Source organism: Hymenobacter sp. FMD4, from assembly GCF_058932745.1.
In genome coordinates this window covers 59,408-81,076 of record NZ_JBZYWH010000014.1, presented here as the reverse complement: position 1 = coordinate 81,076, position 21,669 = coordinate 59,408, and the positions used below count along the sequence as shown (strand labels likewise).

Annotated in this window: 19 protein-coding genes and 2 tRNA genes; 13 read left to right on the top strand and 8 right to left on the bottom strand. The window is 58.0% G+C overall.

Features of this window, described 5'->3' with window-relative positions; genetic code table 11:
* Positions 1-65 precede the first annotated feature (65 nt).
* On the bottom strand, positions 66-1,877 hold the full coding sequence (locus AC5FXY_RS13885) for an ABC transporter ATP-binding protein (RefSeq protein WP_493557288.1): 1,812 nt from the start codon (positions 1,875-1,877) through the stop codon (positions 66-68).
* 64 nt (positions 1,878-1,941) lie between these two features.
* Positions 1,942-2,277, bottom strand: coding sequence for an STAS domain-containing protein (locus tag AC5FXY_RS13880; RefSeq protein ID WP_493557287.1), 336 nt, complete (start codon positions 2,275-2,277; stop codon positions 1,942-1,944).
* Positions 2,278-2,854: 577 nt separating this feature from the next.
* Between AC5FXY_RS13880 and AC5FXY_RS13875 the strand changes: the two genes are divergently transcribed.
* A tRNA-Glu gene (locus tag AC5FXY_RS13875) sits at positions 2,855-2,926 on the top strand.
* 212 nt (positions 2,927-3,138) lie between these two features.
* Positions 3,139-3,210, top strand: a tRNA-Glu gene (locus AC5FXY_RS13870).
* A gap of 120 nt (positions 3,211-3,330) precedes the next feature.
* Here AC5FXY_RS13870 and AC5FXY_RS13865 read toward each other — a convergent pair.
* On the bottom strand, positions 3,331-3,729 hold the full coding sequence (locus AC5FXY_RS13865; RefSeq protein ID WP_493557286.1) for a hypothetical protein: 399 nt from the start codon (positions 3,727-3,729) through the stop codon (positions 3,331-3,333).
* A 197-nt stretch (positions 3,730-3,926) separates the two neighbouring features.
* On the opposite strand from AC5FXY_RS13865, the gene gap reads away from it, so the two are divergent.
* The 5 genes from gap (at position 3,927) to AC5FXY_RS13840 (ending at position 8,196) form a co-directional block, all read left to right on the top strand.
* Positions 3,927-4,931: a type I glyceraldehyde-3-phosphate dehydrogenase gene (gene gap, locus AC5FXY_RS13860; RefSeq protein WP_493557285.1), complete on the top strand. Its 1,005-nt coding sequence runs from the start codon at positions 3,927-3,929 to the stop codon at positions 4,929-4,931.
* Between the two features lie 17 nt (positions 4,932-4,948).
* A complete protein-coding gene (locus AC5FXY_RS13855; protein WP_493557284.1) occupies positions 4,949-6,007 on the top strand; it encodes a diacylglycerol/lipid kinase family protein in 1,059 nt (352 codons plus the stop codon).
* 63 nt (positions 6,008-6,070) lie between these two features.
* A complete protein-coding gene (locus AC5FXY_RS13850) occupies positions 6,071-6,415 on the top strand; it encodes a translation initiation factor (RefSeq protein WP_493557283.1) in 345 nt (114 codons plus the stop codon).
* Positions 6,416-6,592: 177 nt separating this feature from the next.
* Positions 6,593-6,991 (top strand): DUF1622 domain-containing protein, encoded by a 399-nt coding sequence (locus AC5FXY_RS13845; protein ID WP_493557282.1) that lies wholly within the window; start codon positions 6,593-6,595, stop codon positions 6,989-6,991.
* Positions 6,992-7,200: 209 nt separating this feature from the next.
* Positions 7,201-8,196, top strand: coding sequence for a hypothetical protein (locus tag AC5FXY_RS13840; protein ID WP_493557281.1), 996 nt, complete (start codon positions 7,201-7,203; stop codon positions 8,194-8,196).
* Between the two features lie 14 nt (positions 8,197-8,210).
* Here AC5FXY_RS13840 and kdsB read toward each other — a convergent pair whose 3' ends face one another.
* The gene (gene kdsB, locus AC5FXY_RS13835) at positions 8,211-8,957 is read right to left on the bottom strand and encodes a 3-deoxy-manno-octulosonate cytidylyltransferase (protein WP_493557280.1); all 747 of its coding nucleotides are present in this window, start codon (positions 8,955-8,957) and stop codon (positions 8,211-8,213) included.
* Positions 8,958-9,142: 185 nt separating this feature from the next.
* On the opposite strand from kdsB, the gene AC5FXY_RS13830 reads away from it, so the two are divergent.
* Both AC5FXY_RS13830 and AC5FXY_RS13825 read left to right on the top strand, forming a co-directional pair.
* A complete protein-coding gene (locus AC5FXY_RS13830) occupies positions 9,143-10,162 on the top strand; it encodes a LysM peptidoglycan-binding domain-containing protein (protein WP_493557279.1) in 1,020 nt (339 codons plus the stop codon).
* A gap of 88 nt (positions 10,163-10,250) precedes the next feature.
* Entirely contained in the window at positions 10,251-11,024 is a 774-nt protein-coding gene (locus AC5FXY_RS13825; RefSeq protein WP_493557278.1) for a TIGR02757 family protein, read from the top strand.
* 6 nt (positions 11,025-11,030) lie between these two features.
* Here the strand turns inward: AC5FXY_RS13825 and AC5FXY_RS13820 are convergent, their stop codons facing one another.
* Positions 11,031-12,593, bottom strand: a complete 1,563-nt coding sequence (locus AC5FXY_RS13820) for a hypothetical protein (protein WP_493557277.1) — start codon at positions 12,591-12,593, stop codon at positions 11,031-11,033.
* 593 nt (positions 12,594-13,186) lie between these two features.
* On the opposite strand from AC5FXY_RS13820, the gene AC5FXY_RS13815 reads away from it, so the two are divergent.
* The 4 genes from AC5FXY_RS13815 (at position 13,187) to AC5FXY_RS13800 (ending at position 17,453) form a co-directional block, all read left to right on the top strand.
* On the top strand, positions 13,187-13,324 hold the full coding sequence (locus AC5FXY_RS13815) for a hypothetical protein (protein ID WP_493557276.1): 138 nt from the start codon (positions 13,187-13,189) through the stop codon (positions 13,322-13,324).
* A 26-nt stretch (positions 13,325-13,350) separates the two neighbouring features.
* Complete coding sequence (locus AC5FXY_RS13810) at positions 13,351-13,794, top strand: hypothetical protein (RefSeq protein WP_493557275.1); 444 nt, start codon at positions 13,351-13,353, stop codon at positions 13,792-13,794.
* Between the two features lie 206 nt (positions 13,795-14,000).
* The gene (locus tag AC5FXY_RS13805; protein WP_493557274.1) at positions 14,001-16,418 is read left to right on the top strand and encodes an endonuclease MutS2; all 2,418 of its coding nucleotides are present in this window, start codon (positions 14,001-14,003) and stop codon (positions 16,416-16,418) included.
* A 204-nt stretch (positions 16,419-16,622) separates the two neighbouring features.
* Entirely contained in the window at positions 16,623-17,453 is an 831-nt protein-coding gene (locus AC5FXY_RS13800) for a rhomboid family intramembrane serine protease (protein WP_493557273.1), read from the top strand.
* Positions 17,454-17,532: 79 nt separating this feature from the next.
* Here AC5FXY_RS13800 and AC5FXY_RS13795 read toward each other — a convergent pair whose 3' ends face one another.
* From AC5FXY_RS13795 to AC5FXY_RS13785, 3 genes are all read right to left on the bottom strand, one after another.
* Entirely contained in the window at positions 17,533-18,069 is a 537-nt protein-coding gene (locus AC5FXY_RS13795) for a hypothetical protein (protein ID WP_493557272.1), read from the bottom strand.
* Between the two features lie 70 nt (positions 18,070-18,139).
* On the bottom strand, positions 18,140-20,449 hold the full coding sequence (locus AC5FXY_RS13790; RefSeq protein ID WP_493557271.1) for a phospholipase D-like domain-containing protein: 2,310 nt from the start codon (positions 20,447-20,449) through the stop codon (positions 18,140-18,142).
* Between the two features lie 141 nt (positions 20,450-20,590).
* The gene (locus tag AC5FXY_RS13785) at positions 20,591-21,568 is read right to left on the bottom strand and encodes a hypothetical protein (protein ID WP_493557270.1); all 978 of its coding nucleotides are present in this window, start codon (positions 21,566-21,568) and stop codon (positions 20,591-20,593) included.
* Between the last annotated feature and the right edge of the window lie 101 nt (positions 21,569-21,669).

Here is a 21,669-nt window from a genome sequence, read left to right as displayed (position 1 = left end):
ATTGCCGAACACCAACGCGCCCGCTGTACAACTGAGTACGGCGGGCGCGTTGACGTTCTGAGGATTTAAGCGGGTTGTTTCTTTGGTGCCCCATTGGGTGCTGAAGTGCCGGCCGTAACCGGCCGCTGCCGTTCCCCAATCTGCTGCCGCCACATGGCGTAATACAGGCCTTTGCCTTCCAGTAGCTCCTCGTGTCTGCCGGCTTCCACAATGCGGCCGCGCTCAAGCACGTAAATGCAATCGGCGTGAAGGATGGTGCTAAGCCGGTGCGCAATCAGGATGGTCAGGTGTTGGCGCGTGGCCGATAACTCACGCACCGTTCGGCTAATTTCTTCTTCCGTGAGTGAATCCAGTGCCGAGGTAGCCTCGTCGAATACCATCAGCGTGGGCCGGCGCAGCAAGGCGCGGGCGATGCTTAAGCGCTGCTTCTCGCCGCCCGAGACCTTCACGCCACCTTCCCCGATAACGGTATCCAGGCCCTGGGGCGCACGCTGCAGTAGTGAATCAGCGGCCGCTTGGCGTAGGGCCCGCATGCAGTCCTCATCGGTGGCCTGCGGGGCTACGAAACGCAAATTGTCACGGATGCTACCAGCAAACAGCTGCGGGTCCTGGGTTACAAAGCCGATTTGCTCGCGCAGCGCATCCAGATCCAGCTCCGTGCCGGGCACGTCATTGTACAGAATGCGCCCTTGAGCCGGCGGGTACAGTCCCACCAGCAGCTTTACTAAGGTGGTCTTGCCCGAACCGGATGGCCCCACAAAAGCTACCGTCTGACCCAGTTCGGTACGGAACGAAATGCCATCCAGCGCGGCCGTGTTAGCCGATAAATGCCGGAAATGAACTTGGTCGAATTCTAAGGTGCGTAGCTCCCCGATAGCTTTAGGCGCTTCCGGCTTTACTTCCCGCGGCGTGTCCAGGATCTGCTGAAAGTTGGCCAAAGAGGCTTCCGTTTCACGGTAGATATTGATAATGGAACCAAGCTCTTGCAACGGTCCAAAAATGAAAAACGAGTAGATAAAAAGGGAGAAGAATTCGCCCACCGTCACGCGCCCCTGCACCACTAGGTAGAGCAACATCATCAAAATCACGTTGCGCAGTAAATTGACAAACGTGCCCTGCACAAACGATAAGGAGCGCAGATAGCGCACCTTTTTTAGCTCCAGTTGCAGGATTTTGGCGGTGGTACCATTCAGGCGTTGGGTTTCCTGTTGGGCCAGCCCAAGGCTTTTGACAAGCTCGATGTTGCGCAAGCTTTCCGTCGTGGAACCGGCCAAGGCTGTGGTTTCAGCCACAATGGTTTTCTGAATAACCTTGATGCGCTTGCTCAGCGTCAGGCTGAGCACCACCAGCAGCGGAATCGTGAGGAAGTACACCGGCGCAATGAGCCAGTACACGGTAAAGGCATAGGCCACCACGAACACTATACCTACCAGTGAGGTAAATAGGATGTTGACGAACGACTGAATCAGCTTCTCCGTGTCAGTCCGCACTTTCTGCAGCTTCCCCAAGGTTTCGCCGGAGCGTTGATCCTCAAACACTTGGTAGGGCAGTTCCAGCGAATGTCGTAGACCGTCGGAGTATATCTGAGCTCCGAGGCGCTGCGTGATGACGTTGACGTAGTAGTCCTGAAAATTTTTGGCAATGCGCGACACCATGGCGACGCCCATAGTAGCCAGAATCAAGGGGCCAGCGCCGCGCAGGAACTCCCGTAGCGTTAGATTATGCAGCGAGCCGCCGGGCTGCACCACATATTGATCAATGATTTTGCGGAAAATCCACGGGTCAAGCAGCGAGAAGATCTGATTGACCGCGGCCAACGCCAAGGCCAGCACCAGCAAGCCCCGGTACTGGCGCAGATACCCGTACAATAATTTCATAGGGCGGAAGGTAGGGGGAAAGGACTCCTAACAACTGCCCACCTAACAGGAAGTTTGCCAGGGGTTATTCGGTAGGGGATGCGAGCGTATTCACCATCTCCGGCAGGGCTTCCGGTGCTACTTCCTGGAAGGCATTTTTCACGGCTTCGCAGGGCTGAGAAATCACCAAACGCACCGCCCGACGACCGAGGCGCTTCTGGTAACGCAGGAGCAAGTCCCGAGCCGTAGGAGGAAGGTGGTGCAAGCGGCTGCAATCAATCCAGACGCTGGTTTTGCCGCTGCGCCAAGCCTGCAGCAGGCACCGGGCCAGTGTATCGGCCGCCGAGCCGGTGGCGGGCGTTGGAGCATCGGCCAGTAGCAGTACGTACCGGTCGGGCAGGATTTCGTGGTACACGTCCATAACAGCGGAAGAGAAAACCGGCAGCCACCGCCGGCGCATCCCTATACGCGCAGCACCCACAAAAGATGAGCTAACCCAACAGGCAAAAGGGGAACCTCATTGTGGTTCATCAGCGTGCATGAACCCCACTTAGCTCAATTATTACACTCCTAAGCCGGTATTGCATAACAGCCACCCATAAGGAAGCCGAGCGCAGATTCGCAATTCCGTATTTACCGCGCACCGATTTCAGTATCTCTACCGCCACACTAGTTGGGCGGGTGCGCTTCCTTTGTTTTAGCGGGCTGCCTGTCAAATGCGGCAACTGGCGCGGCCTCAGGTGTGGTGTCGCGCCGTGACAGGCGGCCTGCTTTTTTTGTTGGGTTATCTAGATAGCTCCTGCCAAGCTCATCAGGCCGCGCCGATGCCCCGCCCCACAACGTTTCGGTAATCAGGTAAGTAGCTTGGTTGAAAAATTTCAACTTGAAAATCAGCTGATTTGACCTGGGAAGGCTTTTTTTTCAGTGGTAGCTATTGTGTTAAATCCTTGGCGCTGTATCTTTGCACCACTGAAACCGACAACGGTACGCCACTAAATGGTCCGTTCGTCTAGGGGTTAGGACTGCAGATTTTCATTCTGCCAACAGGGGTTCGATTCCCCTACGGACTACTCAACCTTGTCGGTTTAGCTAAGGCCTCCCGGTAAAACACCGGGAGGCCTTTTGTTTACTCCTTGAGTAGAAGCAACGATTGGTTTTGCGGACAACTAATTCGAATGGCCACGGCCACCGACTTCATCACCAAGAAAAAAATCGTGCTTTAGCAGGTTGGAGTTTGAAATTCTCAAATCTGTTTCTACATTTGCACCACCAAATCCAAAACGGTCCGTTCGTCTAGGGGTTAGGACTGCAGATTTTCATTCTGCCAACAGGGGTTCGATTCCCCTACGGACTACAAAAAGAGGCTCGCCGGAAATTCCGGCGAGCCTCTTTTGCTATTGCAGCGTTTCGTTAAAATCGTATTTGGCGCTCTGGAATTGCAGGAAGTCCGACTTACGCCTTACTAGCTCATTGCCTACCTATCCGTCAGCCATCCGACGGCCGCTTCCATGTCGGTGAAGAAGCGGAATTGTAGCGGGCCTACCAGCGTCGCTCCGATGTTACGGGCTGCTAAGCGGCCAATCGGGTTTTCGCTTTCCACGACGGCACAGTGGGTATAGCGCGCTTCCTTAATGGCCCGCGGTATCCATTCCTGGGCAATCCATTCTTGTTCGGGTAGGGGCAAAGGGCGGCGGAAGCGGTGGTCGGTCAGCAGCTTGCCTGTATTGAAACGCACCAAGGCTCCCAAGGTATGCTCGTAGATGGCGCGCAACTCGGCCGAACTAGGTGAGTGAGCTGACCAGCGGAGGTAAACAAAGCCGCCGGAGTCGTAAGTAATATCGCACAAGGCATTGTGAAAGTAAACAGTGGTCATTGGCCAGGCGTCTGAGGGGCGCAAAGGAAACAATTATGGAGCAGAGTTGGCTATTTGGCTACCAGTAGCGGAGCTGCGGAGAAGCAAAAGGCATTCAGTTTTAAAGGCCATTTTGTATTTACCCCCGTACCCACATACCTTCGCCGCGCATTCTCACTTCGGCCCGAAGCGTGGGCCACTAACCCGTTTTCCCTGATATGGCTAAAATTAAAGTTGCCATCAACGGCTTCGGCCGCATTGGCCGCCTGACTTTTAGGTCGTTGCTGAACCGCCCGGATGTTGAGGTAGTTGCCATCAACGACCTGACCGATAACAAGACGCTGGCTCACCTGCTGAAGTTTGACTCCGTACACGGCCGCTTCAACGGCACCGTAGAGTACGACGAAACCAGCCTCACCGTGAACGGTCAGCGCATCGCGGCTTTGGCTGAGCGCGACCCGAAGCTCCTGCCCTGGGGTGAAATGGGGGTGGACGTAGTGCTGGAATCAACCGGCCGCTTCACCGACGAAGAAGGCGCTGGTCAGCACCTCACTGCCGGCTGCAAAAAGGTGGTAATCTCGGCTCCTGCTACCGGCAACATCCCGACCGTAGTACTGGGCGTGAACGAGGACATCCTGACGGGTGACGAAACCATCCTGTCGAACGCTTCGTGCACTACCAACTGCCTGGCCCCGATGGCCAAGGTGCTGGACGACGCTTTCGGCCTGGAGAAAGGCTACATCACCACGGTGCACGCCTACACTTCCGACCAAAACCTGCAGGACGCGCCTCACAAAGACCTGCGTCGCGCCCGCGCCGCTGCGTACAGCATCATCCCCACCAGCACCGGCGCCGCCAAGGCCGTAGGACTGGTGCTGCCCCACCTGAAGGGCAAACTGGACGGTGTGGCCATGCGCGTACCCGTGCCGGATGGTTCTACTACTGACTTCGTAGCCGTGCTGAAGCGCGAAGTCACCAAGGATGAAATCAACGCCGCCATGAAGGCTGCTGCCGAAGGCCCCATGAAAGGCATTCTGGAGTACAGCACCGATCCGCTGGTAAGCATCGATATCATCGGTAACCCGCACTCATGCATTTTCGACTCGCAGCTGACTTCCGCCAACGGTACGCTGGTGAAAGTGGTGGGCTGGTACGACAACGAGGCCGGCTACAGCGCCCGCGCTGCCGACCTGATCGAGAAACTAGGCACCTTCGCCAAGTAATTTTTGCGCTTGATTCTGTGAGACGCCCGCTTCGCCACCCGGCGGAGCGGGCGTTCCTGCGTATGCAGGAGGCGGCTACCCCGCAGGCTGGCCGCTGGCGCCGCCGCACAACATCAAACGCGGTGCATGCCGTGCCCCACCGCAAGCCACTCCACTGCGTATCTTGCCCCGCTATGACGCCCAACCTTTCGCGCCTGTGCTTCATCTTCAACCCGATTTCGGGCACCAACCGGCGCTTTGATTTGCAGGGCTTGCTAAACCGGCAGCTGGGCAAAAGCTACGGCCTGCACTACGAAATCCGCTCTACCGAATACGCCGGCCACGCCGAGGAACTGGCCCGCACGGCTGCCACCGAAGGCTACGGCGTGGTGGTGGCTGTGGGTGGCGATGGCACCGTGAACGAGGTTGGACGTGGCCTGCTAGGCACGGGCGCGGCCCTTGGTGTAGTGCCACGAGGCTCGGGTAATGGCTTGGCACGGCACCTAGGCATTCCGCTCACGCCCGCTGGCGCAGTGGATCTGCTGCGTCAGCCGCGGGTGCTGCCCATTGATGTAGGGAGGCTGAACGGCAAGCCGTTCTTCTGCACGGCCGGGCTAGGATTCGATGCGCACGTAAGCCGGTGCTTTGCCGAGGCGGGTACGCGCGGCCTGGCTACCTACGTGCGTGTAGCTCTGCGCGAATACCGCCGCTACCAAGCAACCCCCATCAACCTGGAGCTGAATGACCAACGAATCAGCACCGAATGCTACGTGTTGGCCTTTGCCAATGCCGCCCAATACGGCAACAATGCTTACATCGCTCCGCTGGCTGATATTCGAGACGGACTGTTGGACGTGTGCCTGATCGACCAGCTGCCACTGAGCCGTGCCGTACGCGTAGCCTACGGGCTGGCCGCCGGCGACCTGCCTACTTCCGGGGCCGCGGCCTACCACACCACTCACACTGTGCGCGTGCATTCCGAGCAGCCGCTGGGCTTTCACCTCGACGGTGACTTTGCCGGCGAGGCTACCGATATTGCTGTGTCACTGGAGCCGTTGGCATTACCGGTAGTCGTTGGAACTGCGTTTAAGGGCTAAGCTTTTGGAATCGTTTTATGTATTACTTAACCACCGGCAGCCGTAAAGCTGCTACCTAATACCATGGCCAAAAATCACCGCAACCGCGACGGCGTGGTGTATTCCACCAACCCCGAATTTGAATATCAGCAAGACGACGCCTCAGAAGCTGTAACACCTCCGCCGCAACAACAGCAGCTGCGCGTACAGCTGGACCGTAAACAGCGTGGCGGCAAGCAAGTAACCCTCATTACCGGCTTTGCAGGGCGTGACGAAGACCTGCAGGCCTTAGGTAAGGCACTGAAAACCAAGTGTGGTGTGGGGGGCAATGCCAAAGACGGCGAAATACTAATTCAGGGTGACTTCCGCGACAAAATCTTGGCCGAGCTGATCAGCCAAGGCTACAAGGCCAAGAAAGTAGGCGGCTGAGCAGTCAGGCGGCGGCCGCAGGCTTAGGCATGGCCGTATACATGAGCAGGATTTTTCGGCCCATATGAACCTCAGCCCAGTTTTCCGGCTCCTCAGCATCAAGCCTTTCGTGCAAAGGACTGGGAAAGAAACCCGGCGCGGGGCTTTGATTTCTGGTCACATTACCTCTGCCCTCACATGAAGTCCGTGTTCGAAACCGTGGAGGGCACTGTCTGGGTCATGGCCCAATGGCTGAAGCTAGGCGTGGAGGCGGTGGGGGCGTTGGTGATAGGCGTGGGTGTGGTGCTGGCCCTGGGTCGGCTTATACCGATGATGTTGGGCCGCGGGCCGAAAAGCTTCACGGCGGTGCGGTTGCTGCTGGCGCGCTACCTAGCCTTGGCGTTGGAGTTTCAGCTAGCGGCCGACATCCTTTCAACGGCTATTGCGCCCAGTTGGGAGCAAATAGGCCAACTGGGAGCTATAGCCATCATCCGAACGGTGCTGAATTTCTTTTTGTCGAAAGAAATGCGCGAGGAGCAGGCCTCCGTGGCAGAAGAGCAACTGGAAGCCAAGACAGACCGCAACTTGGGGAAGTAGGTTCCTATTTTACAGCAACTCTCCGCCAACTAGCCATGCCCGCCAACTGTTGACCCACATTGTGCTGGGAAGGCAGGAATAGAGCCTAATGCCTAAATGCCGGATGAGTGTATAGAAAAGCAGGCTATGATGTTCTTAGAATAATCAATAGAGTAAGTAAAACTCCTAATTTGCAAGGCTGATTACTTACTTGGTTTTTACACACGTTTATGCCTTCGCTGTATCGCGCGGCAGCCAGAGCGCTGCGCTTAGGAATATGTATGGTAGCCCTGCTGCCGGGGTTACTGGGCTGCCGTCAGCAGCCGGATGCGGCGCTGCCCGAACATATCGTTACCAAAGCCACTCCCAGGCATACATACATTCCCGGCACCCACATGCTGGTGGTACCACCGCAGGGCTTCGAACTGCTACCGTTGCAGCACATCCTTCGGAAGTCGGACAGGCAGTTCGTGCAGGTGATAGAATTACCCGATAGCAGCTTTACGACTTACGTGAAAGAATTGCGCCGGCAAATCAGCGAGGCAAAAGACATTCCTGCTGATGCTCTGCGCGAGACAACCTTCAACGGCCTGCCCGCGGTTTTTCTGACCCAGACAGTGCGGTCGGGAATTGGGCTGGAGTCGGCGCTGCTGGCGTTCGGCGATTCTACCCGCGTGACACTGCTTCTGGGCGTATATCCCAAATACGACGGTGCGGCCCGGGAACTGGTGCAGCAGGCACTGCTCACGTCCTACGTGGATCAGCAACGGCAGGTGAGTGTGGAAGAGGCGCTGGGGTTCAGCATCGATATGCTTGATACGGATTATGAATTGCTGGGCCGCGACGGGTCCTGGGCAATGTACACTCCGGCGGGTGAGCCGAGCAATGATGCTTTCGGGACCATGTTCCGCGTCACAACCCTTCCGCCCACCGAGGGGCAAACGCCCATTCAGGACGCAGGTCTCTCGCTTATTCGGCACTACCGCAATGATACACAGGTAGAAAACGTACAGGAGGCCAACACCGAAATGAACGGTAACTATGCCTACGAAAACGTTATTTCTTACACCTATCAGGGACGCGAGGGCAAAGCTTTGGTGCTACTCATCAGCACCCCGCAGGGCATAGTGGTAGTGGAGGGCCGTGCCTACGACGAACCATACAAGCGGCTGAAGGAATTTGTGCGCATCGCCAAGGCCATTCGCATTGCAGCGCCGGCTGCCTGACCCGACAGGCTCAGTTAGCTGCCTCGCTGCAGGTAGCGGAGGGTGCGCTCCACATCCTCCGGTGTATCAATCCCGATGGTTTCCAGCTCCGTTTCGGCCGTGCGAATGCCATAGCTGTGCGCCAACCAACGCAATTGCTCCAGCGACTCGGCCAGCTCCAGCGCTGCTGGGGCAAGCTGCGTGAGCTGTTGCAGCACGGCCGGCCGGTAGGCATACAGGCCAATGTGGCGCAGAAAACGGTGGTGCTGCAGCCATTCGGTTTGCGGATGCTGGCGCAAATAAGGGATGGGGTGGCGGCTGAAATACAGCGCCTCGCCTTGCGCGCCCAGTACCACCTTAGGCAGATGCGGGCTTAGTAGTTCTTCCTGGTTGAGTATTGGCTTGACGAGCGTCGCAATCTGGGTGGCTTCATCGGCGAACAGACCCAGTAGTGCGTTGATTTGGGCGGGCTGAATAAAAGGCTCGTCGCCTTGAATGTTCACTACGCAGTCGGCTGCGGTGCCCAACTGCTGATAGGCTTCCCACACGCGGTCGGTGCCGCTGGGGTGGTCGGGGTGGGTGAGCACCGCCTCGCCCCCGAAGTCCTGCACGTGCTTTAAGATGCGTTCATCGTCGGTGGCCACCACCACGCGCTGCAAGTCGGCCTGCCGAGCCTGCTCCACCACGCGCTGAATCATGGTTTTGCCGCCCAGATCGATCAGAGGTTTGCCAGGAAGGCGCGTGGAGGCGTAACGGGCTGGAATGATGCCGATGCTGTGCATGCTGGAATAAATATGCGGTGAAGCAATGAAAATCGGTAGGATTTACCCCAGCAAAAGTGGCACGATACCGGTCAAAATCCCACGCTGCAGGCATATTTCCGTATCTTTCGCCGTTGTGGCCCGCTCTTGGCAGTGCCACACGCCGTCGACTGACGCCGCGCGCCGCGCCGTACGACCTTTCAGGTATGACTCGTATTACTCAGACTCTCTCCGCCTTTTTCTTTTTGGTACTACCGTTTAGCGCCGCCGCCGCCCATGTGCTGCCGCCCGATTCGGTAGGTGTAGTGTACCGGCAAAACAAAACCTACGTCCGGCACCGCGTGGCGCCCGGCGAAACGCTTTACGGGCTGGCGCGGCGCTACCACGTTAGCGTAGAGCAGCTTATGGAGGCCAATCCCAGCATCAAAGGAGCCTTGGTTTCGGGGCAGGAGGTGCTGGTGCCCCGGGTGCGGGCTGTGCTGCCAAGCGCCGGCACCGCAGCGGCTACTCCCAAGCCTGCTACTGCGGCGACTGAAGCTTCTGCTTCTATTCGGAGCCTAGCGACTGATGCCCAAGGCAACCGCGTGTTCAAAGTGCAAGCCGGGCAGACGCTGTTTGCGGTTTCACGCAAGTTTGGGGTAGCCGTGGCGGATCTGCAGCGCTACAACAAGCTGCCCGCCAACGGCGGCGTGAAGGTGGGGCAGATGCTTATCATCGCACCGGGCAATGCCCCAGCGGAAACGGCCCCCGCGGTGGCGGCCAAGCCAGTTGTTACTCCGCCCACGGCGCGCCCCGAGCGCGATGATGAGGCCGAAAAGGAGCGCATTCGCGAAGCTGAGCGCGAAGCGGCCAAAGCCCGCGAAGCCGAAAAGGGCCGTGAGCGGGAAGCAGCCGTAGCGCCGCCCAGTCCCACCTCGCAGCCGGTAGAAGAACCAACCCGCGCCAACGAAATCGTGCGCAAAGTCACCGAAAGTGGCCTGGCCGCCATCATTGAGGGGGGTAACTCGGAGAAGTACTTGGCTCTGCACAAAACAGCACCGGTGGGCACCATTATGATGGTACGCAACATCATGAACGGCCAGGTGGTGTACGTGCGCGTCATCGGGAAGCTGCCCGATACCGGCGACAACTCCAACGTACTGATTCGCCTGTCGAAGAAAGCCGTCGGGAAGTTGAATACGCCCGATCAGCGCTTCCGCGTGGAGACATCCTACCTGCCGGAGTAAGCCGATAAACCTGTTGCAGCCTAGCGGCATAGCAACTCTGGTTTGTCGTAATAAGTACTGGAAGCCCGGCCTTTGTCGGGCTTTCTCTTTGACCTTTACCTCAGTGACGCACGCCCAGCTCCTAGCCCTGCTCGACGACCGGTACGACCGGTACGATCAGTCCACGTTTATTGCGCCGGACCCCATCAGCCTGCCGCACCGCTTTACGCGGCTGCAGGACGTGGAAATCAGCGGACTATTCGCGGCGCTGTTGGCCTGGGGCAAGCGCAGCATTATCCTGAAAAAAGGGCATGAGCTACTGGAGCGCATGGACAATGCGCCGTATGACTTCGTGCTGCACCACCAGGATGACGATCTGCGCCGGCTGGAGCGCTTTTGCCACCGCACCTTCTGCGACACCGACCTGCTGTACTTCGTGCATTGGCTGAGCTGGTACTACCGCCAGCACGAGTCCTTGGAAGATGCCTTTTTGCAGGGTGCCACGCAGCGCGAGCGGCTGATCAACTTTCACAACCTGTTCTTTTCCCTGCCCGATGCGCCCGAACGCACGCGCAAGCACGTGGCAACGCCGGCCCGTAACTCGGCCTGCAAGCGCGTGAACATGTACCTGCGCTGGATGGTGCGGCGCGACACCCGCGGCGTGGATTTCGGCCTGTGGCAGCGCTTGTCACCTGCCGACCTGGTATGCCCGCTCGACGTGCATGTGGAGCGGGTGGCACGGCGCCTGGGGCTGCTCACTCGTAAGCAAACCGACTGGCAAGCGGCCAACGAACTGACTGGCAACCTGCGTAAGTTCGACCCCGAGGACCCGGTGAAATACGACTTTGCTTTGTTTGGGCTGGGGATTGAGGAAAAGTGGTAGGCCGCGTTAGCGACACGTGTACACGTTCAGCACGCCGCCGCGCGCCGCGGGCTGTTGCAGGAAGAGCAATGATTCAGGGCTGGTGCGGCTCAGCCAGTAATGACCGCGTGGTGCCGCTTGGGGCTGGGCAGTATCGAGCCGGCGGATGGCGGCGTAAAGCGCTCCGTCGGTACTGCCGTCGCCATGTACCCACCGGGATTCGCCAGCTTCCGGTCGTTGTTCACTGAAGAGGTGCAGCGGCGCGGCATAATGCACCAGCGTGGCATCCGGCGGATTCGCAAACTCCGCCGCTTTGGCGAAGTGCCGCGTTCGGTGACTCTGGTAATCCCAGTTCCCATCGAAGTTTACCTGCAGCAAGTCTAGGTTGGTGGGGCGTGGCCCTGGGAAGTAGCGCACGAAGGAGAACTGCCCGTGGCCGGAAGCTGGGTCGAGGCTGAAAAAACATGCGCGGGAAATGGGAAACGACCCGTCCTGAAAAAGGCGGGCTGCAGTCGGTAAGGCGTACAAGTTTGCTGGGTAAGGGGTATTGGCCTGGCGCAGCAGCTTGCCCGTGAGGGGCTCGTATTCACGCATAAAAAAACCTGCCACCGGCGGAGTGCCCTTCGGTGAAGCTTTGGCACTGGCTCCGTATTCCCCGAATATCAGGCAGTGGCCCGTCGTGTAATCCAAGTAGTAGTCACCGTAGCCTACAGTTCCCAGATAATTGTCGTAGCCATTATTATGCAGGTCTTCGGGGCGGTGACCCTGGCCGTACAGGTTGGGCATGTGCCCCGAAAATATCGGGTGCTGCCCGGCCGGCAAGTCCAGATTGGTAGTGAAGCCGCCCACCTTCACGCCGGTATTGTCCAGCACCAGCACCTCGAACTGAACAGCATGCTTATAAGCCGCCTTCAGGTTATCCGGCGAAGCAAACCGCCGACCGAAGTACGTTTGGTTGGGGCGGTGGCCCAGGTAAATCCAGTCGTTGTAATACTCATTTCCGCCGCGGTATTCCGGCGGGTTGGGGAGGGCCAACTCTGTGTGCGTAGGACGGCCGCCAAAGGTCAAATCGGTGCGACGTAGCAGATACTTATTAACCTTGGGTCGGTTATTTCGGTCGCGCTCCTCAATTACCCGGTAGTAGCTGCCCGCGTCCACAAAGTGCCCTAGCTCATAGCGAAACGCTGGGGTCTCGTAGGGAAAAGGCTCGATTAAGGTCGGACGCAGTTGGCCATCTTCGCCCACACGCTGTATCAGTATCTGCCCGGCCTTGAGCTGGCTGCCTTTGGGGCCGTCCGACCCTAGCTGTTCGTGCACGTAGACCTCGTTGCCGCTGGTAAATACTTCCAGTGGCAGCAGGTCGTTGATGCTGGCCTGGTGCTCCTGCTGGGTCTGGCCGGATTCAAACCAGTACCTGCCGGCGCGCACTTGCTGCAGCTTTTGCAACATGACTTCCCATGCTTTGTGCCCGTCGGGACCCAGTGCTATAGCCCGTACGTTTGGGCTAGTGGCCGAAGCAATAAGTACTACCGTGTTTTGGTTGGGTAAGCGGACCACGCCGCCCAGCATTTCCTGTTCTGCCAGCGGCAAGGCTTGTACTAGGGCAGGATTTTGGGCAGCCGCGGGGTATAATGGTAAAACACTTGATAGCAATAGCATGCCCAATGCACACAAACGAGTTGAGTAACGAATCGGTGCGGTATTTTGGGCAGGGCCAAGGCTTTGGAAAGCTGGCGCGAAAAGAGCCGAACGTAGGTTTTTGTGCATAAAGCCTGGTAAACGTAAGCGCCAAAGCTACCGGTTGATTTGCCAGCAACAAAACACGCCTATTGGAGTATGTCACCGCCAGCAAACCGGTCTATTGGGGGCGTCACGCCGCCAATGGCCAGCTGGCTAAGCGGTGTCCGGGAAGGGAGCTTCGGGCAATTAATCTTGGCACTTGGTAGCGGTACACAAGTGCTGCCTACTAACTTATGCCTGCTTCTTGCGCTACTCCTCCGCCCGTATGCAAATCACAGCTACCCACACACTCACCAGCCAATGCCGCCTGTACTGCCAAGGCAAGCTCTACGGAAGCTTTGATACTTCAACTCAGCGCAGCGGTTGCTGATGGCGGCCGGTCCCTGGAGCGGCCCAACTTTTTCCAAGGTACTTTCGGTCATGTACTGGCTGCGTGCAGCGTCGTGCGTTTCGTAGCGGGCGTGTGGCTACTGCTGGCTCCCGGCTACGAGTGGACCCAGGGCGCCCGGCTGCTCACCTTCAGCTCATTGTATTTGGGGGTGTATGCTGCCAATCGGCGCCCCCAGGCAGTACAGCAATAGCCCAAGTCTAAATTTCTTTTTTGCATATGCCGGTTGCTACGCAAGTTTTTGAGTTGCACGTCTATAAACCCAAGCTATTATGGGCCGTCATTGGTGGGGTCATGCTCCTTGCGGGTACGGTGGCCGCAGTAGTAGGGGCAGAAAACAACGGGCTTACAACCGTCGTGTTCCTCGCGTTACTGGCGCTGGGGTACTGGCTGGGCCGCCGCGTTGCCACTTCCCGCGGAAAAGCCGAGCTAACCCCGGCCGAACTGCGCATTACGCGTAGTACTGATCCAATTGAAATGATACAGCGGGCCGAAATAGCGACCTGCGAAGCCCGGGTCTGTGACGACGGCCACGCCCGCCTAATCCTGCGCCTGCGCTCCGGCAAGCGTACCGAACTGATCATGCGCGACGATGCGGCCGGCCAAGACTCGGCGTTTGAGCGTTTGGCAGCGGAACTGGAAGCGGATTTGGCGCGGGCTTGACTGATTACAGTCCAGTACAGCGGCCCCGCGCCTTTCAGCTCAATTAATCCAGGCAGCAAAGCGTATAGCTAACTATCCCCTGCACAAAAGGCTGCCGCTGCTGCCTAACGCCTAGCTTTGCCTGAATCTTTTCGCCCATACTGAGTGTTAAGGAAGGCTTAGCCATGGGTCGAGCCTAACTTCACCGAATTACGTCTTTTCGCTACTTGATTTACCCCCAAACCTTCGAGCAGAAAATCGGCTTTGCGCAGGTGCGCGAGCTGCTTTCGGAGATGTGCCTGAGCCAGCTCGGGCGGCATTACGTGCAGAAAATGCAGTTTCAGCCCCGCGCCGACGAGCTGCGCAAGCTGCTGCTGCAGACCGACGAGTTTCGTCAGCTACTGCACTCCGGCGCCGATTTTCCGAGCCAATACTACCACGACGTGCACCCGCACCTACTGCGGGCGCAGCTACCCGGTGCGTTCCTGGAAGTGCCCGCCTTCTTCGAACTGAAGATGTCGCTGCGCACCATCCGCGAGGCGCTGACTTTCTTCACGCAGGCCGCTGAAGGCATGTACCCGACCTTGCGTTTGCTGGGCGTAGGCGTGCAGGCCGACCGCAACCTGCTGGCCTCCATGGATAAACTGGTGGACGACGAAGGCCGGGTGCGCGATGACGCCTCGCCCTTGCTGCGCCAGCTGCGGCAGGAACTCATTAACCGTCAGGGCATCCTGCGGCGCCAGATTGCCGACGTACTGCGCAAAGCCCGCTCCGAAGGCTGGACGCCGGAAGGCGCTGAGCCCACCATCCGCGGGGGCCGCCTCGTACTTCCCGTTTTGGCTGAGCACAAGCGCCGCGTGCGGGGCCTGATTCACGACGAATCAGCCACCGGGCAGACGGTGTTTATCGAGCCGGAAGCGGTGTTCGAGCTCAACAACGACATCAAGGACCTCGAAAATGCTTGGCACCGGGAGTTGGTGCGCATCCTGATCAGTCTTACCGATCAACTGCGCCCGCACATTCCGGACCTGCGCCGCGCTTATCAGTTCCTGGGCTTGCTGGACTTTATCCGGGCCAAGGCCCGCTTTGCCCTGCGCGTAGAAGCCACGCTGCCTAAGGTGGCGCCGCGGCCCCTGGTGAAGTGGAAAGCGGCCCGCCATCCGCTGCTGCACCTGAACTTCAAGGAGCAGGGCCGCGAAGTGGTGCCTTTGGATATCGAACTCGACCCCGAGCAACGCATACTGGTAATTTCCGGGCCCAACGCCGGCGGTAAGTCGGTGGCAATGAAGACGGTGGGGTTGGTGCAGTACATGTTGCAGTGCGGCATGCTGATTCCGGTGCAGGACGGTTCCGAAGCCGGCGTGTTTGATGATATCTTCCTTGATATCGGCGACGAGCAAAGCCTGGAAAACGACCTGAGTACGTACTCATCGCACCTGACGCACATGAAGCAATTCCTGCTGCTGGCGGGCAAGCGCAGCCTTGTGCTCATCGACGAATTCGGAACTGGGACCGAGCCGGTGCTGGGCGGCGCCATTGCCGAAGCCGTGCTAAGCGAGCTGAACCGTGTGCGGGCCTTCGGCGTCATCACCACGCACTACACCAACCTGAAAAACCTGGCCGAGCGGACGCCGGGCCTCATCAACGGCGCCATGCGCTACGACCCGAAGCATTTGCAGCCGCTATACCGCCTGGAAATCGGCAAGCCGGGTTCGTCCTTCGCGCTGGAAATTGCCCGTAAGATCGGCCTGCCCAAGCCCATCGTGGAGCGGGCTTCGCAGCTCGTGGGTAAAGAAAAGGTGCGCTACGACCGTTTGCTGGAAGAGCTCGAAGCCGAGAAGGCTGAGCTGGAAAAGCGCACGGCCGAGGCCGAGAAAAACGAGCGCCGCATGAAGAAAGTGGCGCAGGAGTATCAGGAGCTCAAAAACCACCTGGAGGAAACCCGCCAGGACGTGCTGCGCGAAGCCAAGCAAAAGGCCAAGTTGCTGCTGAAGGATACCAACGCTCAGATCGAAGCCACCATCAACCAGATCCGAACGGCGCAGGCTGAGAAGGAGCAGACCAAGTCGGCCCGTCAGAGCCTGGATGCCTTTGTGCAGAAGGAGCTGAAAGAAGAAGCTCCAAAGCCGCGGGCCCACCGCGAGGCCGCCGATGCCGGTGCCCTAAAACCCGGCGACAAAGTGGCGCTGATCGGGCAGGAAGGCCACGGCGAACTGGTGAGCGTAAAGGGCAAGACCGCCGAGGTGTTCTTCGGCGGGCTGAAGACCATTGTGAAAGTGGCGCAGCTCGAAAAGCTTACGCGCTCGGAAATTCGGGAGCGGGAGAAAGACGCCGCCCGCAAAGCACCGGCCACCGAAGCCCGCTCGGGCAGCGGCGTCGACGTAACCGGCCGCATGGCTGGGTTCAGCACCACGCTGGACCTGCGCGGCGAACGGGCTGAAGATGCCCTGCAGCGCATCATGAACTATGTGGACGATGCGGTGATGCTGGGCGTGCCAGAAATCAAATTCTTGCACGGCCGCGGCAATGGCGTACTGCGCCAGGTGGTACGAGACTACCTCCACTCGCAACGGGCCGTGGCCAGCGTCGCCAATGAGCACGCCGACCGCGGCGGCGACGGCGTAACGGTGGCCGTGCTGAAGTAGGAGCAAGCCCTTAATTAATTGAAGCCAGGGCCGGATAACTTCCGGCCCTGGCTTTTTTTACGCGCCAAAATTATCGTTGAGCTTCAGGGTGCTTTTATTATAAAGTCCAAGTATTTTTCGGAGCTAATATTGACTGAATACGAAGCGTAGCCTGCTTTGTGTATTCGATAATCACTTCAATTGCCGTAAGGCCAATTACTATCCATGGACCTTGGACTTGTAGGGGTAGGCATACTCCTCGTAACCGCCTTTGTTACCTACAATGGACTTAAAGATGCGAGCTATCAGGACCGCTATGCGTTCAGCGTAGGTAGCATTCTTACCCACCGCAAATACGAGCGGCTGCTGTCTTCAGGGCTGTTGCACGCCAATTGGCTGCACTTCGGCTTTAATATGCTGACGCTGTATTGCTTTGCTCCTGCGCTGGAAGCCACTTTGGGGGCTGCCAATTTTGGTCTTCTATACGTCGCAAGCCTAATCGGGGGCAATCTGTTTTCACTGTTCATTCACCGGCGCAATTCCGGCTACCAGTCAGTGGGTGCTTCTGGTGCCATTAGCGGCTTGATCTTCGCTTCGATTATTCTGTTTCCGGGCATCGAGGTGGGGTTGCCATTCCTGGAGTTGTACATGCCCGGCTGGCTTTATGGACTAATTTACGTGAGCATTTCTGTACTGGGGTTGCGCAGCCAGCAAGGCACTATCGGGCACGCGGCTCACTTAGGCGGCGGGCTGAGCGGCTTGGTGGTGGCGGTAGGGCTACACCCATACGTGTTGCAAGTCAATTACTTGCCTATCCTGTGCATCGTGGTGCCCAGCGTGGCTTTTATCGGAGCGTTGCTGTACCGGCCCGAATTGTTGATTGCGGACCGCCCTTTCAAAGCCGATAAAGGCCTCTACACCCCGGACGACCTGCACAACATTATCAAGCGCCGAAAGCAGGAAGAACTCGATGCCTTGCTCGATAAAATCAGCAGCTCGGGCTTGGAAAGCCTTAACAAGCGCGAAAAGGCGGAGTTGGAAAGGCTGACAAAGTAGCCCTCAAGCACAACGGGCTACTTGGTCAGCAGGCTGGCTACTGATACGCCGTGTATCTGCGTATCATTGACCTCCGCAACTAAGGCCGCTTCTCGAATATCATCACTTCACCTGCGTCGGGGTCGCCGTATGTAAAGATGATTCCATAAGGAGCCTTGTGATTCAGAAAGCCGGCATACATCAAGGTTCCAGGCATTGGAGTTAATCTCATTCCCCAATGGCTTTTGAGAGATATGCCGTCGTCAATGCCGCCAATAGTTTCAAAATTCCATTTACCCTCCTTCGTTACTTTTCTGTTAGGTCTGCTCTCAACATCGGGAACATGCAACGCCGTAAAAGTGCCATCTGTCTTTATCAGTAACCGGGGCAAATTCGACTTAAATGAGGTTGGATACTTGTAAAATGTTTCTGCTTCAGATGGATCGACGTTCTGATAATGCAATACATACTCGCCTACGACATCAGCCACCGCTGGCTTGTGAGTGGTCTTTTCGTCTCCGTATGGACTGTAAAAACAGCCTGTTAGCAAGAACAGCCAGCAGTTCTGCAGAAGGCTATCCGCCTTTCTGTGGAGCAGGTGGGGTAAAAGCATCCTTTTGATAATTTCTTGGTACACAAAGTAGCATAAGTAAAAGAGGCTGCCCCGTCGGGGCAGCCTCTTTTCTAATCTAATCCCTTCGGTAGAACTATTCCACCACCACGCGGCTAACCTGCGTAGCCTCAGGCGTTACGATCTGTACTAGGTACAGGCCAGCTTTCAACTGCGAGGCATCCACGCTCAAATCCTGACCTGCTACCAGCGCCTGGGTTTGGGTGAGCACCACGCGGCCGGTGGCGTCGCGCAGGGTAATAGTGGCTTGGCGGGCCGAAACGGCACCGGTTACGCGCATCTGGAACTGCCCGCGGGTAGGGTTGGGGTACACCTGCACGCTGGATTCCTGCACCTTGGCCGTTCTGTTGGCCAATACCAGGTTGCACACTTGCACGCCCGCTACGTTCTGGCTGGAAATCAGGCGGGCAAACTCCTGGAAGTATTGGTTCACAATCAGCGGATCGTGCACGATGAGGGTATTCTCGTCGTTCTCGGTGTTAGCCGAGAGGCTCCAGTTGTGCGAACCGGTAAACACCGTCGGGTCCGACTGCGAGGCGCCGGCGTCGATCAGCACGTATTTGTGGTGCATGATGCCGCTCACGTTGTTGAGCAGGGTGCGGTTGCCCAGGGCCTGCTTGATGGTGCGGAAGATCGGGCCCGAGGCCGTGCTGCTGGTGGTGTCGTCCACGAGTACTTCCGAGCAGCTGGCGATGTTGCGCAGCAATACCTGGTCGCGGATGGCGCGGGCAATGTCGGTTTGGGTGATGAGCATGGTTGCCACGTGCAGGTCGTTGTCGGCGGTTTGCACGGCTTCGATCAGGCGGCCATTTACGTTGTCGGTGGGTGAGAACCACGACTCCACCAGCTTGCCGCCGATGTTGAAGTAGTGCGGAGTGTTATCGGTTTTGCGCGAGCCAAATACGGCCGTGGCGTTGGTGCCGCCGCCCCACATTTCGTCGAATTCCATCTTGTACACTTTGGCCAGCGACTGGTCCTGCACGGCAATGGCGTTGTTGCGGTCGGTGCTGAGCTGGGCCGGGGTCCAGTTCGTGGAGCCAGTCCACACCCACGGGCGGTTCGGGTCGGTGCTGTTGGCGTCAATCACCACAAACTTGTTGTGCATGATGTTCTGCTGGGTCAGGCGACCAACGCGCCGAATGGCCGCGTTTAGGCCCGGAACGCTCACGTTGGCGTTATTCGCCTCGTAAAGCACGCGCACCTGCACGCCCCGAGCATGGGCCGCATTCACCGCGTTCAGGATAATGCTGCTGTTCCAGTTGTAGATGGCAATATCCAGCGTCTGCTGGGCGCGGTTGATGTAGCTGGCCAACGTATCGGCAATGCGGCCATTAGGCAGCGAAACCGCATTGTTGTTGGGCAGCGCCAGGGCGGTGTTAACGGCGGTGGTGAAGTACGCTCGCATCTTGCCAGAAGATTGCGAGGCCGTAATCATCGGCACCACGCGCGACTCCGACAGGCCGGCACTGTTGGTGGAGCTAGCCTTTATATAGTACACCGTGGTGGGCTGCAGGCCCGCAATGGCGATGCTGTGCTGCGTGCCAGTGGCCGCATTGGTGAGCAGGGTGAACGGGCCAGTAGCGGAGGTGCTGTACTCCACGCGGGTATTGCCCGCGTTCTGGGTCGTGAAGTTTACCGTGAAGCCCGTTGTGCTGATGTTTGAAGGACGCGGGTTCGAAAGGATATTCGGCGTATTACCCTGCTGGAAATCGGAGTACAGGCGCGGCAGCAGCTGGTACCCAGCGTTGCCCGGTGCCGTGTTGGTGAACTGGCTCATGATGCCCATCACGTCAAATGTGCCCGTGGGGGCTGGTTTGCCGATGAGGCCATCCGGACCATTGGAGGCGGCATTCACGAAAATAACATTCGTGGTGCTGCCATTCAGGCGGAACGTGGTGCTGGTGAAGGCTGATACCGGGCCACCCGCGGTGGTAGTGATGGACGTCACGCCTTGGAGCTTCACGAGCTGGCCTTCGTACTGCTCAGCGTATGCCGTTCCGATGCTGCTGGCCGGAATAGTTACAGGCGCGGGTAGCGGCTTATTGCCGGCCAGTACTGTCAGCGACGTAACCGGGTCTATTTCCAGCAGCCCGCGGAAGTCCTTCAATGCCCCCACTACCTCGATGCTGTCACCAGGCACCACACCTGCTACCATGGTGGGCGAGTACACTCCGATGCCGCCCGTACCGTCTTGCATGTAGCGGATAGCCCCTAGCTCGGCGCCGTTGGTGACGATGCCGCGCAGCCGCACCGTCGCCCCCGACTGGTTGAAGGCTGGAGCCTGCGCCCGTGCCTGCGCAATGGTAATGGCCGTCTGAGCCTGGGCCGACTCAGTCAATCCTAAAGTCCCGCCAAACAGCAGAGCCAGAAGAGTAAATCTTTTCATGAAACGAAAGAAAGTGGGAAGGCAGGAATGAAACGTTCGGTTCTCGACTGACCTTGCTGAACGTGGCCACACCACCGAAAACGTGTCTTAAAGCCGAAGACGCAGCTACTGGCCATGCAGCGGCTGCGTCTTCGGGAAAGGTTACTTTTTGATTTTCGGCGTCAGGCGATTTTTGCTGTCCGTAATCATGGGCACAGCTTCAAAACTGGATGTGCCTTTGGCGTTGGTGGACGAGACGCGCACGTAATACACGGTGGCGGGGTCCAGGTTGGTGAGCGTCAGCGCGTGATTGGTGGTGGGCGTGTTGTCCGATACCACCCCGCCCAGGGCCGGCGTATTACCGTATTCTACTTTGGTGGTGCCGGGGTTTTGCGTGGTAAACTTTACCGTGAAGCTGGTTTTGCCTACCTCCGTCGGGACGGGTGTGCCGACAATCAGCGGCAGGCCGCCGCCCATTTCGATATCAGTGCCCAGGCGCGGCAGCAGCTGGTAGCCAGTGGCCTGGCCGGTGGGCGAGTGTTGGCCCATGATACCGGTAATATCAAAGGTGCCGCTGGGAGCGGCTTTGCCTACCAGGCCGTCGGGGCCGGTAGAAGCGTTGTTGATGCGGACCAATGCGCCAGCCTGGCCGTTGAGCAGGTAATTAAAGTTGCCAGCAAGGTCAGTGTTGATGCCTTGGCCACCCATAGTGGTGAGCTGTGACACGCCGGTAACGCGAACTAGGCGACTTTCGAAGGCCTCGTTATACACCTTGCTAAAGGACGTGAAGGGCACTTCTATTGCTTTCACTCTGCGGTTGGAGGCAAGCTTGGTTACGGCCGTTACTGGGTCCATCTCCAGCAGGCCGTTGTAGTTCTTGAGCGTGCCCGTAATCACGATACTGTCGCCGGACACGAGGCTGGCAAATTCGGGCAATTTGGTAGAAAAAGCCGCCAGACCGGCGTCCTTGTCTTGCAAGAAGCGAATCGGCCCGAGCTCCGCGCTGTTGACCACCGTACCGCGCACCGTAACGGTAGCGCCCGGGCCCGCCGTACGGGCTGCCGATAAGCTGATAACGGATTGGGCAGAGGCGAAAACACTGCTGCTAAGCAGCAGGGACAAAAGCGTAAGATTCTTCATGTACGGTGTAAAAGTCGCAATAGGGCAGAGGGATGGAAAAAGAGCGTCAAATATCGTCACTTTCGTTCATAGTCGCACGCAAATGCCTATAAGCTTGCTGT

What these genes read in the sequence shown, in the direction of transcription:
- AC5FXY_RS13885 (WP_493557288.1), bottom strand. Translation starts at nt 1,877, where the DNA reads ATGAAATTATTGTACGGGTATCTGCGCCAGTACCGGGGCTTGCTGGTG.
- AC5FXY_RS13880 (WP_493557287.1), bottom strand. Translation starts at nt 2,277, where the DNA reads ATGGACGTGTACCACGAAATCCTGCCCGACCGGTACGTACTGCTACTG.
- AC5FXY_RS13865 (WP_493557286.1), bottom strand. Translation starts at nt 3,729, where the DNA reads ATGACCACTGTTTACTTTCACAATGCCTTGTGCGATATTACTTACGAC.
- gap (WP_493557285.1), top strand. Translation starts at nt 3,927, where the DNA reads ATGGCTAAAATTAAAGTTGCCATCAACGGCTTCGGCCGCATTGGCCGC.
- AC5FXY_RS13850 (WP_493557283.1), top strand. Translation starts at nt 6,071, where the DNA reads ATGGCCAAAAATCACCGCAACCGCGACGGCGTGGTGTATTCCACCAAC.
- AC5FXY_RS13845 (WP_493557282.1), top strand. Translation starts at nt 6,593, where the DNA reads ATGAAGTCCGTGTTCGAAACCGTGGAGGGCACTGTCTGGGTCATGGCC.
- AC5FXY_RS13840 (WP_493557281.1), top strand. Translation starts at nt 7,201, where the DNA reads ATGCCTTCGCTGTATCGCGCGGCAGCCAGAGCGCTGCGCTTAGGAATA.
- kdsB (WP_493557280.1), bottom strand. Translation starts at nt 8,957, where the DNA reads ATGCACAGCATCGGCATCATTCCAGCCCGTTACGCCTCCACGCGCCTT.
- AC5FXY_RS13830 (WP_493557279.1), top strand. Translation starts at nt 9,143, where the DNA reads ATGACTCGTATTACTCAGACTCTCTCCGCCTTTTTCTTTTTGGTACTA.
- AC5FXY_RS13810 (WP_493557275.1), top strand. Translation starts at nt 13,351, where the DNA reads ATGCCGGTTGCTACGCAAGTTTTTGAGTTGCACGTCTATAAACCCAAG.
- AC5FXY_RS13800 (WP_493557273.1), top strand. Translation starts at nt 16,623, where the DNA reads ATGGACCTTGGACTTGTAGGGGTAGGCATACTCCTCGTAACCGCCTTT.
- AC5FXY_RS13790 (WP_493557271.1), bottom strand. Translation starts at nt 20,449, where the DNA reads ATGAAAAGATTTACTCTTCTGGCTCTGCTGTTTGGCGGGACTTTAGGA.
- AC5FXY_RS13785 (WP_493557270.1), bottom strand. Translation starts at nt 21,568, where the DNA reads ATGAAGAATCTTACGCTTTTGTCCCTGCTGCTTAGCAGCAGTGTTTTC.